This is a genomic window from Desulfotruncus alcoholivorax DSM 16058 (assembly GCF_000430885.1).
Taxonomy (GTDB): Bacteria; Bacillota; Desulfotomaculia; order Desulfotomaculales; family Desulfallaceae; genus Desulfotruncus; species Desulfotruncus alcoholivorax.
Map to the genome: position 1 here is coordinate 123,982 of NZ_KE387266.1, position 16,193 is coordinate 140,174.

Sequence of the window (16,193 nt, forward strand, 5' to 3'; positions counted from 1 at the left end):
AATGTTTTTTGTTCTTCCATAAAAATGAAGCCTCCCTTAGTATCTTAATTGTATATTTATAGGTTAACCGTAAAAATAGAAACAACACATATAACAATAATTATATTATCATTATATCTCATTTTATATATCTTATGTTACTACTAAACAATGACCAAGTCAATGTATTCTTTGGCGCCTAAACCACTACGAATTTCGCCACGCTGCCCTTTTCCGAGGGCTTAACTTCAAGCCTGGCGTCTATTCGCTCTTTTAGTTCAGGCACGTGCGAAATTATTCCCACCAGGCGGCCGCCCTTTTGCAAGTCAACCAGAGCCCGCAAGGCCAGATCTAATGCTTCGGTGTCCAGAGTGCCGAACCCCTCATCTACGAAAATCGTATCCAAATGGATGCCTCCGGCATATGATTGCACTACGTCTGCCAGACCCAGGGCCAGAGAAAGGGAGGCCAGAAAGGTTTCCCCTCCCGACAGGGTTGCCACGCTGCGGGCTACGCCGGTATAAGCGTCGAAAACCTCAAGCTCCAGCCCGCCGGCGGCGTTCCTGCGGACCCGGTCCAAGGTGCGGTGCAGGTGGTAGCGGCCCCGGCTCATCAGTTTAAGCCGCTCCGTTGCCGCCACAGTCACATCATCCAGCAGTGCTCCAAGTACAAAACGCTGAAAAGTTATACCGTAATTATTTTTGCCGCCGGCTACATCAGCCAGGCGACCCATTACGAAGTACCGTTTTTCCAAATTGGCTATTGCTTCTGCTAAATCGCCAACTGTTTTCAGCCATTCAACTTCTTGCCCGGTTTGTGCCTGCAGTCCGGAATATTCTTTAACCGCCAGTTCCCGGGCATTCTCTGCCTCGGATAACGCTGCCGACAGCTTGTCCAGCTCAGGCTCTTCCAGACCCTCTGCGGCTTGTGCCGCACGTTCCAGGCGGTCTTTGGCGGCGCGCAGCTTTTCACCGAATTCCGTTATTTGCTGCTCCAGCAATTGGATTTGCCCGGGCGTTTTTCTGGCTTTTATGTACTGGTCAGTTGTTTCAAACCCGGCTTCCTGCATTCGGCTGATAAACAAAGTGTATTCATCCCGGGCCCGTGCCCTGGCCGCGGTAAACGCTTCCAGCGCGGCCTGCTCCGCCGTTTCGGCCTGGGCCAGCGCTTTGCCGGCTTCCTCTGCGTTTTTACGGCTGGTTTCGTAAGCCAGCATCAATTGCTCCAGGCGCTTATTGGCCGCCTCCTGTGCCGCCAGTAAATCCGGCGGGTTGCGTAATTTTTCCGGAATCTCTGCTTCGCGTTCCAGCACCCTGGTCCGGGCTGATTCCAGTGCCAGGGAAGATTGCTGCTGTTCACGCTGCAGTTCTTCCTGTTTCTCTGTCAAAGATTTTTGCCTGAGCTCCAAATCAGCAAGTTCCTTGTTGATTCTTGCCAGAGTCTCCGTTGCTTTTAAAGCGCTTTCCCACATGTTTTTTGTTTCCACAGCTTGTTTTTGGATTGCTGCTAAAGTACTCCAGGCTTTATCGCCCAATTCTTTTTGCAGGTCGCCCGCCCGGCCGGCAGCCTCTCTTTTTTGGGCTTCCAGGGCACTTAGCTGTTCCCTCAGTTTATCTCTGGCTGCTTCGAGGTTGCTCAGGTTTTGCCGGTAAATTTTTAAGTCTTTTTCTGAAGGAAGCGGGGTGTCACTTCGGGCCGGGGCAGGGTGTTCCGTTGAGCCGCATACAGGGCAGGGATTTCCCCTGACCAGCCCGCCGGCCAGTATGGCGGCCTGCCCCTTGTTCCATGCTTCCTGCAGCGAGGTCAACTCTTCTTTCGTCTGGTGATAATTGTTTTCGGCTTGCTGATAAGTGCTGTGGGTTTTGTCATATTTCTTTTGCAGCCGGGCTAATTCGCCGCGCAGTGCTTCCAGGGCCTGTTTTTGCCTTAACGTTCTTCCGGCGTCTTTGTAAGCAGCTTCCAAGATTTCCGCCCTGGCCGCCAGGTTTTGCGCTGCGTCCCTTTCTTTGGTTTTTGTTTCAATATCAGTTTTTAACCAGGCTAATTCTTCTTTGTTTTGATTCAGGTGTTTTTCTGCCGCTTTCAGGTTTGTTTGTGCTTCAGTTTCAGCTTTCTTTGCCTCCTGCATGGCGATGACCTTCTGTTTTAAATCTTCCAGGCGGTTGGCCTCCCGCCGGGCGGCTTCCCTTTCCGGTTCCTTTTCCCTTTCGGCTGTCGCTTTTTCCCTGGCTTTTTCCATGACCAGGAGTGCTTGCTTTCTGTCCGCAAGTTTTTGTTGGTATGCTTTTTCCGCTTCTACCGCTTCCCTGCGCCTGATTTTAAATGAATTTTCTGCTTCCACCAGAGTCAGAGCCCGCCGGGCTGCTGCCAGATCTTTTTTGGCAGCCTCAATATTTTCCCTGCCTGCATCAATAGCGGCAAAGGCCCGGTGTGCTGCTTTTTTTTCATTAAGCTTATCCCTGGCCTGCATGCCGGCAGACAGCTGCTCCTGGGCCCTGGCCGCGGCGGCTTTGCTTGCAACAAGGTGCTTTGAGGCTTCCTCCAGAGCTTTTAAATGACTTTGATGTAATTCCAGCAGCTCTTGCGGTGATTGAACTCCAGCCTGGTGCAATACCCAGTTTTTTTGATCCGTTAACCGGTCGTAATCATTTTTCAGTTGTTTGGCTTCGTTTTTTAAAAATTCCTCAACCTGCCGGTAAAACTCCGTCCTGAATAAAGCCTCCAGAATTACCTGGCGCTCTTTTGAATCCGCCATTAAAAGCTTGCGAAATTCACCCTGCGGCAGCATGACCACCTGCCGGAACTGATCGCTTTTAAAGCCCAGCAGCCTTTCCACAGCTTCGGTAACCTTTCCGGCACCGCTGGCAATTAAAGAGATTTTTCCCTCCGGTAATTCGCCGGAACTCCATAATTCTGCGCCCGCGGGCATGGTGGTGGTTCCCTCACCGCGTTTTTTCAGCCGTTCCTGCTCCGGGTGGCGGCGGATGCAATAATGCCGGCTGCCAACGGCAAAATCAAAAACCACCTCCGTCTCTGTTGCCGGGCCGGCGTGATCGCTGCGCATTTGTTTGCCGTCCCGCAGCGCGCCGCTGGTATCTCCGTAGAGGGCATAACACATAGCGTCTAAAATTGTGGTTTTGCCCGAACCTGTGGGGCCGTGGATGAGAAAGAACGAGCGATTGCCCAGTTCGGAAAAGTCAATGACCTGGGTGCCCGCGTATGGTCCGAAGGCGGTCATCGCTAATTTTAACGGTTTCATGCCGGCACCTCCCGGTCCCTGAGGTACAGCTTTTCAACTGTTTCCGAGAACGCTCCGGCCAGGTCCTCGGGCAGCGGTTCACCGACGGTCTGCTGGAAAAATGAATCAAAAAGTTCCATTACGCCGGTGCGGCGGTGATCCCCGCCGGGACCCCGCAATTCCCCGTTAACAGCCAAATGGGGCCGCTCAATGTGGAGCACGTTGGGATATACTTCCCGTAGTTTTCCGATGGCGTCCAGAATGGCGCCGGAATCCTTCAGGGTAACCATCAGGTAGTCGTTCCTGTTTTCTCCTGGTTGAGGTCCTTTCAATAGCTCGGCTAAAAAACCCTCAATGCAACGCACGTCTTTTTGAAGTGTAAGGGAGATCCTTTCCAGAGCTACTTTTCCGGTTTGGTCCATCTCCACCAGGTTTACAGATTTTTTATGGCTCGCCTCGGAAAAAGAATATTTCATCAAAGAGCCGGCGTAACAGATACTGGTTTCACCAAAGCTTTGACACTGGTGCAGGTGTCCCAGGGCGGTATAATTAAATGGCTGAAAACAGCAAGTATCCACCCAGCCGGTTCCACCCAGGGAGAGAGGGCGCTCCGAATCACTCTCCCGTCCTCCTGCAACAAAGGCATGGGCTACGGCCACCGCCCGCTGCCCGGGCGGTAATTGCAGCGAATAGTGTTGGGCCAGCCGGGTAAGTGCCTGGTTGTGGTCCCGGATTTCGGGATCTTCAAAGGTTAGCTGTACCAGGGGTGGTTCGGCGTAAGGAAACGGGCAGAAATAAACCGGGCCGTGCTCGTCGTGTATCACCACCGGCGCCAGGTTTTGGCCCGGCCGGACCACCAGGTGCAGCCCCTGGCGGGCCAGCAGCCTGGTGCCGAAACCGAGTCTTTCCGCGCTGTCATGGTTTCCGGCAATCATGATAACCGGAACCCGGTGGTCCAGCAGGATCCTGGTGATAGTTTCATCCAATAATTGGACCGCTTCAACGGGAGGGACCGCCCGGTCATAGATATCCCCGGCGATAAGGACAGCATCGGGTTTGGACCAGCCGACTAAATCTACAAATCCATCCAGAATGTGGGCCTGGTCTCCGGTCAGGTGCACACCGTGAAAAATGCGCCCAAGATGCCAGTCTGAAGTATGTAAAAACCTCATTTTCTACTCACCTTTTCCAAAATAAGTATTGAAGACTATTTGGCTTCGCAACACTTAATTTCCTGCCTGCCAAGAGGCCGGGCTAAATTTTAAAAAAATAAACAAAATATAGAGGAAAATGTCGATAATATGTTAAATATTTACCTTATTTAAGGGGAGATTGGTTGATGGCGGGGAAAGCGGATCAAAAAGTCAGCTCCATTAATTTTAGCCACAGGCATTGTATCAGTATATTGGACAGCATTGAGGATGGTTTTTTCGAATCTGACCTGCAAGGTAATATAATTTTTTCCAACCTGGCTTTATGTAGAATTTTAAACTATCCCCGTGAGGAATTGCTGGGTTTAAACTATAAAAGGTTCATGGATGAAACAAACGCCAAAAGAATCAGCCAAACTTTTTATATGGTTTTGCAGACCTGCAAGCCGGCTATTTTTGATTACACCATATACAGAAAAGATGGCTCGGAAAGAATAGTTGCCACTTCTGTTGCGCCGATTATGGCCTGTGATGGGTCGGTAACAGGATTTAGGGGTATTGTCCGCGATATCACCAAAAAGCGGAGAACTCAATGGGCGTTGATTAATAGCGAAAGAAATCTGAAAGAACGGGTTAATTATCTTAATTTATTAATAGAAAACATGAACGAGCTTTTTTATACCTATGATAATAATGCCAGAATTACTTTTATCAATAAGAAATCCAACGAAATAACCGGTTACAGCCCGGAAAAAATGATCGGTAGAAGTCTGCTGGAGTTTGTGCCTGATGAATATAAAGAAATGGTATGGCAGGGTATACGCTCCAGGTTGGACAAGGGAGAACCGGGGAGTTACGAAACCCCGATCTATCATAAAGACGGGAGCACCAGGATTATCAAATTAAATACATCATCGATAGTCGTAGATGGTAATATTACCGGCGGTATGGTTTTGGCCGAAGACATAACCGTGCGCAAACAAGCCGAAGCTGTACTGCAAAACACTATTAAGGAACTGAAGGAAACCCAAAATGTGTTGCGGGAAAGAGAAAAGCTTTCAATTATCGGCCAAATGGCTGCCGGCATGGCCCATGAAATAAAAAATCCCCTCACCGCGGTTAGGGGGTTCGCTCAACTGCTGGCCCAAAAATGTAATGACAATCAGGTTCTTGCACAGTATGCCGGGATAATAATTGAGGAGGTTGACCGGGCCAATAAAGTCCTTTCTGATTTTTTACAGCTGGCTCGACCCAAACCTTCCGTGTTGGCCAGGGAATGTGTCGGAGATTTGGTGGAGGAGACCCTGGCCATTGTATCGCCCCAGGCTTTTTTAAGTAATATATCTGTTAACTATAAACCCGATCAGGATTTGCCACAATGCATGATCGACCGGAATCAGATCAAACAGGTCTTGCTGAATTTATGCTATAACGCGATAGAAGCAATGCCCGGCGGGGGTGTGATTGACGTTGAGGTAGGATACCTGCCGAAGAATAACGAAGTTTTTATCAATATTAAGGATACCGGCTGTGGCATCCCCTCTGACCAAATGGAAAACCTAGGAGTTCCTTTCTTCTCAACCAAGGCAACGGGAACGGGACTGGGGCTTAGCATCTCTTATGCAATTGTAGCTGCCCATAAGGGCCGTATTGAAGTAATAAGCAGGGAAGGCGTGGGGACTTTGTTTCGGATTTTTCTCCCCTGTTGAACATCGTATGGCGGAGCCTTACACATATATGGAGTCATTATGGGATGTTTATTTATGGTTACTCTTCAATATTCAGGAGCCGGAATTCAGCAGCCGGAATGCCCCGTGTCCCGTTCTCTCATTCTGACTCCTGACTTCTGACTACTAAGTAGGTACAGGTGTTGGATAGTTGCTATTTATGTTGATTTGATAATAAGTCGATATCTTCATCATATTCAGTTATGGTATCTGTATTCAAGGTTACTGATACATTTATTGCATCACCCACTACGGCTTCTTCCGGTAGTAATTCCTTTGGCAGGTTAAAAGTGACATTGTTATATTCCACAACCGCCCAGTTGTCTTCAAATTGTTGAATTATCATCACTATATCTTCACCCCCGGTTTATATTATTCATTAAGTTGAGGACATTCATACGTTGGGGACATTTCTCCGAAGGAGGTATGTCCCCTTTCTTTGTCCAAGTGGGCGGACGACCCTGTCAGCCCGTATAGCGAATTAATTTGTGTTACCGTTTTTAGCTCACGATTTCCTGATTTTTAATTGCAAAAAAGGTACAGGTGAAGATGCGGCGAATAATTATGATTGTATTTGTGCGCGAGGAATGGTAAGAGTATGCCTTATACAAAAAACACCAAAAAATTTATATTCTGGCAGAGCTTTTTTTTTATATTTATTGTTCTTTTAGCAGCATATGTTTTACTCCAATCGCCCATATTTACTATAAGTAATATTTATGTGACGGGTAATAACAGCCTTCCCGCGGGGGATGTTATCAAAGTATCCGGTATTGTAACGGGAATGAATATATTTAAGGCTGATATAAACACTGCTGTCAGCAAAATAAAGGCAATTCCAATGGTTAAAGATGTTAAAGCAACAAGAAAGTTCCCTCACACAGTTGTTATCGAAATAAGTGAACGCGCACCCATAGCTTTGGTCCTTTGGGACGGGCGCTTCGTTGAGGTTGACGCCGAGGGTGTTTATTTGCGCCGGGGTAAGGCCGGAACTACGGGGTTGCCGGTTATCACCGGCGGCCGGTTGCAAGCCTTTGGCCCCGGAAAGCCGGTGAAGGGGACGGAATTTGAGAAGGCATTAAAAGTGGTGGGACAGCTGCCGGTGGAACTGCGGCAAAACCTGTCGGAAGTTAACGTCAGTGGTGATGAAAGGGTTACCTTATATACCATTGAGGGGACAGAATGCAGATTGGGTTTTGCGGAAGATGCCGGTAAAAAAGGGAATTACATTTGGCAGGTTTTGCAGGAATTAAAAGAAAAAGGTAAGAAAATTGAATATGTTGATTTTTCTATTGCCAACTCTCCGGTGGTTAAATACCGGAATTGACGTGCGGGTGCGGGGGATGAGGTATGAAAAATAAATCTTTTTATTTGATATTGGTGCTTATTGGATTGATTATGGGTTTTATACTGGCAGTTCAGTTCAGAATGACTTCGAATATCGCCCAAAATGAGTCTCCCTCCATTGACAGGCCCATCGCGCTGGCTCAGGAACTTGATAAAGCCAAGGAGTCCAGGGATGAACAGCAAAAAAAAGTGGACAGCCTGCGGGGGCAACTGGACCAGGCTGCCGGCGGGCCGGAACTGGCCAGGGTAAAGGAAGAACTTGACCGCGCCCGTAAGGAGGCCGGTCTGACGGAACTGCGGGGTTCCGGGGTTGAAGTCACGTTAAACGACAGCAACAACGTGCTTCAGCCCGGTGAGAACCCAAATTTTTACGTGTTGCACGACGGTGATGTTTTGAGTATCTTAAATGAGTTGAAAGCAGCCGGGGCAAAGGCAATATCAATTAATGACCAAAGACTTATCTCCACTTCAGAAGTTCGCTGTATCGGCCCAACCATTCTGGTTAATAAGAACCAGAGGTTAAGCCCGCCGTTTGTGATCTACGCTTTGGGCAACCCCGAGACGCTGGCTAACGCGTTGAAAATGAAAGGCGGGGTTGTTGAGTCCCTTCAAATTTGGGGAATCCAGGTTGATGTTAAAAAAGTGGATAAAGTTGTCATGCCGCCTTACTCCGGGGGGCTGGTATTTGATTATGCCAAGCCATCAAAATAAAGGGAGCTAAAAAAATGCCCAAGAAAAATACAGCGTACCTTTCAATCATGCTGGTTACAGCGTTTATGGGATTAATGCTGGCAGTTCAGTTCCGAGCGGCCAACCGGGCACCTGGTGGTATTCCTACGGACAGGGCCAAAGAAATGATGACTGAGCTTAAACAGGTAAATCATGAAAGAGATAATCTCACAAAAGAAATTAACGACTTAACATATAAGTTAAACCAGTTAAACAAGGGTAGAACTGAAGCACTAAACGCGCTTAACAGTGAGCTGGGAAAGGTTAGGATGCTTGCCGGGCTGGTAACTGTGACCGGACCAGGGATCGAAGTGGTACTGGATAACCCGGAAAATGGAGGCAAAACAACTTCGCCGGAGCTTTCTTTTATTCAGGACCAGGACCTGCTTGGTTTAGTCAACGAGCTTTGGGGGTCAGGGGCAGAGGCAATTTCCATCAACGGCCAGCGCATCATTGCCACGACAGAAATAAGGTTGGCTGCTCCTTTTATCAATATCAACACTACCAGAGTGGTACCGCCTTACCAGGTATTGGCTATCGGCAGTCCTGATTCAATGGCGAATGCGCTGGAACTCCCTGGAGGACTGGTCGAATATTATCGTGATATAGGTTTTCAGGTGACCGTGGAAAAACATGATGATTTAACCATACCGGCCTACGCGGCCAGGTAAAAATATGTAACTACTCAGGAGTCAGAAGTCAGGAGTCAGAATAATACGGGGTGCGATTAAAGGGTTTAAAACCATGAAGGAAGGCAAGAAATCCTTCTGAATTCTGACTACTGACTACTGAAATTCTAATTAGTAATTCTGACTACCTGAATAGTAACAAATAATTAAAGCGGGAAGCGGGGGACATATATGTGGGTGGGTGTATTATTGGCTGTGCTGGGACTTGGGCTGGGGGTACTGATTGGTTTTAATATTCCGGTTGTTTTGCCCCAGGATTATGCCAAGTATATGTCGGTTGCCGCCCTGGCGGCGCTGGACTCGGTTTTTGGCGGAATCAGGGCGGCCATGGAGGATAAGTTCGATCAGGGCATTTTTGTGTCCGGCTTTTTTAGCAATGCCTTATTGGCGGCCGGCCTTACTTATATCGGTGACCGCCTTGGTATTGACCTATACCTGGCTGCCGTTGTTGCTTTTGGTGTCCGTTTATTTCAAAATCTGGCGTTCATCCGCCGTTATTTATTAAAAAAGAAATTTAGGTAATAAAAAAGGGAATTATTATTGGATGTTGAATTTTACATTTTAAGTAAAGCTTGGTTGGGGGGAAACCTGCTTGGCCGGGACGGAGACAAACGTCGTGGTGGGCATGGAAATTGGAACTTCGGGAATAGCTGTGGCCGTTATCAATACCGGTTTCGGGGCCAGACAGGAATTGACCGGGGTTGGTTTCAGCCCTTCCATTGGGATAGAAAACGGATCTGTTACCAGGCCCCATGAATTAGTGAGTTCCATTCGGAGAGCGGTGGCAGATGCGGAATTTGCCGCCGGCGTGGAAATAAAAAAGATTTTTGTAAGCTATGATATGCCCGGCATGGCTGTTCACAAGGCAGTTATCAGGCATGATATCGGCAAGCATGGTCTAAGTTTGCGTGAGTTGGATGAAACCTTGCAAAAGCTTTATAAGAGTATCCGGAATGATGACCATTCAATTGTGCAAACGATTGGGATACGTTATTACATAGACAATGAGCCAGTTTTACGTCCGGAAAATTGCAAAGGCAGAAAGTTGGAAATGAAGGCCCTCGTCGTTACTGCACCGGCAGCGCCCATGGAGGCATTGAGGCGTTGCCTTGAATGTTCAGGCCTTAAGGTTCAGCAATTTGTGGCCGGACCTTTGGCGGCCGCGGAAACAGTGTTGGACGCGGCGGAACGGGAACTGGGTGTTATCCTTGTAAATATAGGTTCTGGTTTGACCAATGCAGTATATTTCAATCACGGAATAATGAAAAACCTCGGTATTTTCCCGGTAGGCGGTGACCATGTCGTCTCCGACCTGGCGGTAGGGTTGCACACATCTCTTGATGTTGCCCGTGCAACTTTGATGTTTAATGGCCTTAAGGACATTGAAGGCCACATTGAACTGGCCAATATTTCCGGGCAGGGTGAACACAGCGTTCCGGGGGATCTAATTAATAGAATCATTAGATCCAGGATTGAAGAAATATTTAGTTTTGTTAATGACAACTTTATTGAAAATTTGAAATTAAACGCTTCTTTACCCGGGGGGATTGTTTTGATGGGAGGTTGCTCATTAATTGATGGCATTGCGGAACTTGGTGAATCCTTTTTCGAAATGCCTGTTCGGGTAGGAACTCCCCGGATGACGCCACCCGGTATTACAGAGGATGAAGCATACAGGTATGCCGGAGCAATTGGTCTTGGACTCTGGGGTTCCCGTCAGATCAAAACTTATAGCAGGATAAGGCGCAGAACGGGGGGAGGTATTTTTAATCGGTTGACCAAATGGCGTTAAACTTTCACTTTTGTTATAAAATTCTGACCCCCTAGAAGGAGGATTTTTGATGCTGGATTTTGATATTGACCTTGATCAATACGCACACATTAAAGTAATTGGGGTTGGCGGAGGTGGCAATAATGCAGTTAATCGCATGATTAACGCCGGGTTGAAGGGCGTGGAGTTTATTGCGGTTAACACCGACGCCCAGGCGCTTCAGATGGCGCTGGCAGGTACTAAAATACAGATTGGCACCAAGCTGACCAAGGGTTTGGGCGCAGGTGCCAATCCCGATATAGGCCAGAAAGCGGCAGAAGAAAGCAGAGAGGACATTGAACAGGCACTCAAGGGCGCCGACATGGTCTTTGTAACGGCCGGCATGGGCGGCGGTACCGGTACCGGAGCAGCGCCGGTGGTGGCTGAAGTGGCTAAAGAACTCGGTGCTCTGACGGTTGGGGTGGTGACCAAGCCGTTCACCTTTGAAGGCAAAAAGCGCCAGAACCAGGCAGAGGTTGGAATTGATAATTTAAAAAGTAAAGTTGATACCCTAATTACCATACCCAATGACCGGCTGCTGCAGGTGGTGGAAAAAAACACCTCTATTGTCGAGGCATTTCGTATTGCCGACGACGTATTGCGTCAAGGCGTTCAGGGCATATCCGATTTAATAGCGGTTCCTGGTCTGATCAACCTTGATTTCGCTGACGTCAAAACGATTATGAAAGATACCGGATCGGCATTAATGGGCATAGGAAGTGCCAGTGGTGATAACCGCTCTGTCGAAGCAGCCAAGGCAGCTATTTCCAGCCCGTTGCTGGAAACTACCATTGAGGGTGCGCGGGGCGTTTTACTTAACATAACGGGCGGCACATCTTTAGGCTTATTTGAAGTGAACGAAGCAGCGGAGATTATTTCCCAAGCTGCTGATAATGAAGCAAATATAATTTTTGGGGCCGTTATTGATGAGCGTATGGAGGATGAAGTCAGGGTAACGGTAATAGCAACCGGGTTTGATAAAAAGCAGTTTGCCGGTGTTCAAAAAACTAAGAGGGCCGGCGAAGGCATTGAGCTAAAACCGATTTCGGGCGGCGGGCACGACGATCTGGACATTCCCGCATTTTTGCGCCGGAAATAATGTCGAAGAATAATTAAAACTATTTTAAATTAAAGACAATTGTTAACAAATTTTACCAGCCACGGCATGTATAATAAAGCCGGGGCTTTTTATTTTTATGACGCTGTCATAAATACAAGATACGAGCCATATGAATGTAGCAGGGATACTTTGTCATTAGAGGAAAAGGGACGCACCTCCTCTTTTGAGGTCATGGCTTTGGGGTCGGAGGAATGTCCCCAATTTATAGCCGCTGGTGCTGTCGGCACGAAAGTTCTGAACGCAGCGTGGACCACCGGCCCTCGAACTACATTATTTTCTGGGTAGCAGGGAGATAGATTAATGCCGTCTTATGTTGTGTATGTGGACCAAGTGATTGCGGGCAGCCTGGTGATGAATTTAATGATTCTCTGGCTGGCAGCCAGGCTGGGCAGAATAGCTTACCGCCGCTGGCGCCTGGCTATAGCGGCTGCCCTGGGGTCAATATACTCGCTGGTAATCTTTATTCCCGCGCTGCAGGCATTTACCGCTCCTGGTTATAAATTGCTGGTGTCCATGCTGATGGTGGCCGCTGCTTTTATACCGCAGCAGCCTAAAAAGGCTTTGATGTTAATTGCTTATTTTTACCTGTGCACTTTTGCCCTGGGCGGTACGGTAATGGGGATTATTAATTTTATGTACCGGAGTGTGCCGGGTGAAACGATGGCCGGGATTATGCAGGCGGTGGACACTTACCTGTGGTACGGAATATTAATAGCGCTGGCGATATTTTGGCTTGGGGGTAAAATTGTGCCGGCAGCGCTGCGGAAAAGGTTAATGCTGCCTCTGCTCAGGGCGGATTTGGATATAAATTTGAGAGGAAAAAAAGTATGCCTCGCCGCAATGGTGGACACAGGTAACAGTCTTACTGATCCCTTGTCCGGAAACCCGGTGATTATAGCTGAATTTGATGCGGTAAAAGATATTCTGCCGGAGCAAGTTAGCAGTGCTGTGCAAAAGCAAGGTTGGAAAGACGGCGGCACGCTGCTGTCTGAAATGGGCGAGGGCATCCGGGAAGGAAATTTTCGTTTAATACCTTTTTGCTCGGTGGGCCGCGACAACGGTTGGTTAATCGGGTTCAGGCCCGATGAAGTTCTGGTAAGGCAGGGAGGTTGCGTTATTAGGACTAATGAGGTGATCATTGCTCTCTGCCCGGACCGGTTACAGGGGGATACGCCCTGCCGGGCTTTGTTGCCACCTGATTTTCTGGAAACGAGGTTGGCCGGCTGATAAGCATTTAAAGTAACTACCAGGAGTCAGCATAAGAGAACGGTTTATCGTCTCGTAGTATTCTGAATTCTGACTACTGAATTATGAATACCCGAATAACCTTTTAAATACATTCCACCATAATCATAGTGCATGAAATATTGTATGAAGGAGGGAAAATGTTGAGGCGGTTCTGGAAGATAAAACTGATCCTGCGACTGAACCTGGTTAAACTAATGACCAGACTGGGTATAAAATCCGGCGTATATTACGTGGGCAGCAGCGAAGCCCTTCCGCCCCCGTTGACTAATGATGAAGAGTGCTACCTGATTAATAAACTGGAATCGGGCGACGGCGCAGTGCGTAGCGTGCTGATAGAGCGGAATTTGCGTTTAGTTGTTTATATAGCGCGGAAATTTGAGAACACCGGGGTTGGCATTGAAGACCTGGTATCAATCGGAAGCATCGGGCTGATTAAAGCCGTAAATACTTTTGATCCTGCTAAGAAAATTAAACTGGCAACTTACGCGTCCCGGTGCATTGAAAATGAAATATTGATGTACCTCCGCCGGAACAATAAAACCAGGACAGAAGTATCTTTTGACGAACCCCTCAATATTGATTGGGACGGAAATGAACTGCTGCTCTCCGACGTGCTGGGGACGGAAAACGATATTATCTACAAGTTAATTGAGGAGGAAGTGGATCGGAAACTGCTCCATCTGGCCCTTCAGAAACTAACCGGCAGGGAGAGAAGGATAATGGAATTACGTTTTGGGTTAAACAGCGGAAAGGAGAAAACACAAAAAGAAGTCGCCGATATGCTTGGAATTTCGCAGTCATACATTTCCCGGTTGGAAAAAAGAATCATCAAACGGCTGAAAAAGGAAATCAACCGCATGGAATAAATCAGTCTTCTCGTATCAACAAGTGATGTATAAATCACCAACCCCGAGGTAATAATGAAATTGAACTTAGCAAAATTCGCGGGAAAAGGTGGGAGATGATTTATGCTGGTTAACAAGGTGGAAATTTGCGGTGTTAACACATCAAAGCTCCCGGTACTCAAAAGCGCCAGGATGAGGGAACTTTTTGAGGCTATGCAGAACGGAGACGGTTCCGCCAGAAACCAGCTAATAAACGGAAATCTTCGACTGGTCTTAAGCGTGATTCAACGTTTCACCAACCGCGGAGAATACGTTGATGACCTTTTTCAAGTCGGTTGCATTGGTCTAATGAAGGCCATAGATAATTTTGACCTTTCCCAGAACGTTAAATTTTCCACTTATGCTGTTCCAATGATTATCGGAGAAATTAGGCGTTATTTAAGGGATAACAATCCTATCAGGGTCAGCCGCTCCCTCAGGGATGTTGCTTATAAAGCACTGCAAGTGCGGGATGCTCTGGTCAACAAACATTCACGGGAGCCGTCGATCAATGAAATCGCCAGTGAGTTGAAGATGCCCCGGGAGGATATCGTTTTTGCCCTTGATGCCATACAAGAGCCTATTTCTTTATTCGAGCCTATTTACCATGACGGGGGCGACCCGATATTTGTAATGGATCAAATCAGTGACGAAAAGCATCAGGACCTGAACTGGTTGGAGGGCATTGCCATTAGGGACGCCCTGCGCAAATTAAGTGACAGGGAAAAGTTAATTCTAACTCTGCGTTTTTTTGAAGGAAAAACTCAAATGGAAGTGGCAGATGAAATCGGGATATCTCAGGCCCAGGTTTCGCGGCTGGAAAAAGCGGCGCTGAGCCATATGCGCAAGCATATATAGGAAAGGGGACACACCTTCTCTTTGGGGTCAGATCTATGGGGTCGAAGGTATGCCCCTAATTGAAACGGGGACACACCTGTAACAACTGCCTTAATTTAGTGATACGGAGGTGGGAGGACATACCTGCAAAAATAATTGCCGTTGGATTTGGCTTATCCATATTGCTGCTGGCAATGTTCTTTATGAAGACCGGTGTTGCCGCTCCCGGAGAAGAAGCAATACACGCATACAACCAGCATAACCTTTACTATGAAAATGATTACCCCGGCAAACCAAACCAACCATATTAATAATATTTTCCTGTTCAGTTTCTTCAAATGCCCTCATATACATCAGTATATGGGGGTGTTTTTTCCATGGTGAGAATAACCGATTTGCGTATGCGTGAGGTCATCAATATAGCCGATGGGCGCCGCCTTGGGCCCATAAAGGACATAGATGTAAACTTGGAGGAGGGCCGGATCAACGCCATTATCCTGCCCGGTCACGGCGGGGGGAGGCTTATGGGCATCCTGGGACGGGAGGAAGAAATTGTAGTACCCTGGCAGAGAATAAGAAAAATTGGGGTGGATGTGATTTTGGTCGATCTTTCTTTTGAAGCCCCGGGCGGAGGGGAACTGCACGGCGGGATACGGGGTAAATATTTTTAAGCCTGGTTGCCAGGCCCTTAACTTAAGGTTTTCTCAGTTTGGCCCCCATGTCCTTGATGCAAAGCGTAGCCGCCCCCGCCGCCTCCTGTTAAAAACGTTGTTGGAATTTGAAAAAACCATGTTTAATCAGAAAACCAAAGGAAAACATAGCCAGTTGGTTATTGGTGTTGTTTTTCTTTTTTGTTTTTTAAAACAAGGTTTAGTATAATAGTAACTACATATATACTATATATACTGATTAGCAGGCGGTGTACAGGTATGCGATGTCCATATTGTGGTGTTGCTGACAGCAGGGTGCTGGATTCCAGGCCTGCGGAAGAAGGCAATTCGGTGCGCAGGCGCCGGGAGTGCAGCGAGTGCGCCAGGCGCTTTACCACCTACGAGCGGGTGGACGAGCTTCCGTTAATGGTGGTCAAGAAAGATGGCCGCAGGGAGGTCTTTGACCGGGCTAAATTACTGGCCGGGCTGATTATTGCGTGCCAGAAGCGCCCTGTCCCGACCGGCCAGCTGGAGGAACTGGTTAACGAAATCGAACGGGATTTTAAAGGCGTTACCGAACGGGAAGTGCAAAGCAGGGACATTGGCGAGCAAGTAATGTTACGCCTGCGCGAGCTGGATGAGGTGGCTTATGTGCGTTTCGCTTCTGTTTACCGCGAATTTCGGGATGTGAAGGAATTTATGCGGGAAATAGAGCAGCTGGTGCTTAAAAAAGATTAAATCATTGACACGTATGGCCAGCTTTTAAGAAATAGAATAACTAGTT

The 16,193-nt window shown here is 47.8% G+C and carries 16 protein-coding genes; 13 read left to right on the top strand and 3 right to left on the bottom strand.

The genetic code is table 11. From position 1 onward, the window contains the following. Window positions 1–178: 178 nt before the first annotated feature. Both H569_RS0117775 and H569_RS0117780 read right to left on the bottom strand, forming a co-directional pair. Window positions 179–3,238, bottom strand: coding sequence for an AAA family ATPase (locus tag H569_RS0117775; protein ID WP_027366074.1), 3,060 nt, complete (start codon window positions 3,236–3,238; stop codon window positions 179–181). Beyond that, the gene (locus tag H569_RS0117780; RefSeq protein WP_027366075.1) at window positions 3,235–4,389 is read right to left on the bottom strand and encodes an exonuclease SbcCD subunit D; all 1,155 of its coding nucleotides are present in this window, start codon (window positions 4,387–4,389) and stop codon (window positions 3,235–3,237) included. The genes H569_RS0117775 and H569_RS0117780 overlap by 4 nt, the downstream gene beginning before the upstream one ends. A 167-nt stretch (window positions 4,390–4,556) precedes the next feature. Here H569_RS0117780 and H569_RS21550 point away from each other — a divergent pair, with 167 nt between their 5' ends. After that, window positions 4,557–6,077, top strand: a complete 1,521-nt coding sequence (locus tag H569_RS21550; RefSeq protein ID WP_027366076.1) for a PAS domain S-box protein — start codon at window positions 4,557–4,559, stop codon at window positions 6,075–6,077. 172 nt (window positions 6,078–6,249) lie between these two features. Here the strand turns inward: H569_RS21550 and H569_RS20990 are convergent, their stop codons facing one another. Further along, window positions 6,250–6,441: a DUF3006 domain-containing protein gene (locus H569_RS20990; RefSeq protein ID WP_034631341.1), complete on the bottom strand. Its 192-nt coding sequence runs from the start codon at window positions 6,439–6,441 to the stop codon at window positions 6,250–6,252. A 252-nt stretch (window positions 6,442–6,693) separates the two neighbouring features. Between H569_RS20990 and H569_RS0117795 the strand changes: the two genes are divergently transcribed. The 12 genes from H569_RS0117795 to nrdR all read left to right on the top strand — a co-directional run bounded on the left by H569_RS0117795 (window position 6,694) and on the right by nrdR (window position 16,147). Further along, window positions 6,694–7,422, top strand: coding sequence for a cell division protein FtsQ/DivIB (locus tag H569_RS0117795; RefSeq protein ID WP_034631289.1), 729 nt, complete (start codon window positions 6,694–6,696; stop codon window positions 7,420–7,422). A 23-nt stretch (window positions 7,423–7,445) separates the two neighbouring features. After that, the gene (locus H569_RS0117800; protein WP_027366078.1) at window positions 7,446–8,153 is read left to right on the top strand and encodes a DUF881 domain-containing protein; all 708 of its coding nucleotides are present in this window, start codon (window positions 7,446–7,448) and stop codon (window positions 8,151–8,153) included. 14 nt (window positions 8,154–8,167) lie between these two features. After that, complete coding sequence (locus H569_RS0117805) at window positions 8,168–8,842, top strand: DUF881 domain-containing protein (protein WP_027366079.1); 675 nt, start codon at window positions 8,168–8,170, stop codon at window positions 8,840–8,842. Between the two features lie 189 nt (window positions 8,843–9,031). Then, complete coding sequence (locus tag H569_RS0117810) at window positions 9,032–9,382, top strand: small basic family protein (RefSeq protein ID WP_027366080.1); 351 nt, start codon at window positions 9,032–9,034, stop codon at window positions 9,380–9,382. Window positions 9,383–9,452: 70 nt separating this feature from the next. Continuing rightward, window positions 9,453–10,652: a cell division protein FtsA gene (ftsA, locus tag H569_RS0117815; protein WP_027366081.1), complete on the top strand. Its 1,200-nt coding sequence runs from the start codon at window positions 9,453–9,455 to the stop codon at window positions 10,650–10,652. Between the two features lie 49 nt (window positions 10,653–10,701). Next, the gene (gene ftsZ, locus H569_RS0117820) at window positions 10,702–11,769 is read left to right on the top strand and encodes a cell division protein FtsZ (RefSeq protein ID WP_027366082.1); all 1,068 of its coding nucleotides are present in this window, start codon (window positions 10,702–10,704) and stop codon (window positions 11,767–11,769) included. A 321-nt stretch (window positions 11,770–12,090) separates the two neighbouring features. After that, window positions 12,091–13,017: a sigma-E processing peptidase SpoIIGA gene (gene spoIIGA / locus H569_RS0117825; RefSeq protein ID WP_027366083.1), complete on the top strand. Its 927-nt coding sequence runs from the start codon at window positions 12,091–12,093 to the stop codon at window positions 13,015–13,017. 158 nt (window positions 13,018–13,175) lie between these two features. After that, entirely contained in the window at window positions 13,176–13,904 is a 729-nt protein-coding gene (gene sigE / locus H569_RS0117830; protein WP_207637587.1) for an RNA polymerase sporulation sigma factor SigE, read from the top strand. 102 nt (window positions 13,905–14,006) lie between these two features. Beyond that, on the top strand, window positions 14,007–14,780 hold the full coding sequence (sigG, locus tag H569_RS0117835) for an RNA polymerase sporulation sigma factor SigG (RefSeq protein ID WP_027366085.1): 774 nt from the start codon (window positions 14,007–14,009) through the stop codon (window positions 14,778–14,780). Window positions 14,781–14,839: 59 nt separating this feature from the next. Next, window positions 14,840–15,070 carry a hypothetical protein gene (locus H569_RS0117840; protein ID WP_027366086.1) on the top strand — a complete coding sequence of 77 codons (231 nt, stop codon included), beginning with the start codon at window positions 14,840–14,842 and terminating at the stop codon, window positions 15,068–15,070. Window positions 15,071–15,136: 66 nt separating this feature from the next. Beyond that, window positions 15,137–15,430, top strand: coding sequence for a YlmC/YmxH family sporulation protein (locus tag H569_RS0117845; RefSeq protein WP_027366087.1), 294 nt, complete (start codon window positions 15,137–15,139; stop codon window positions 15,428–15,430). Between the two features lie 258 nt (window positions 15,431–15,688). Next, the gene (nrdR, locus tag H569_RS0117850; protein ID WP_027366088.1) at window positions 15,689–16,147 is read left to right on the top strand and encodes a transcriptional regulator NrdR; all 459 of its coding nucleotides are present in this window, start codon (window positions 15,689–15,691) and stop codon (window positions 16,145–16,147) included. Window positions 16,148–16,193 lie beyond the last annotated feature (46 nt).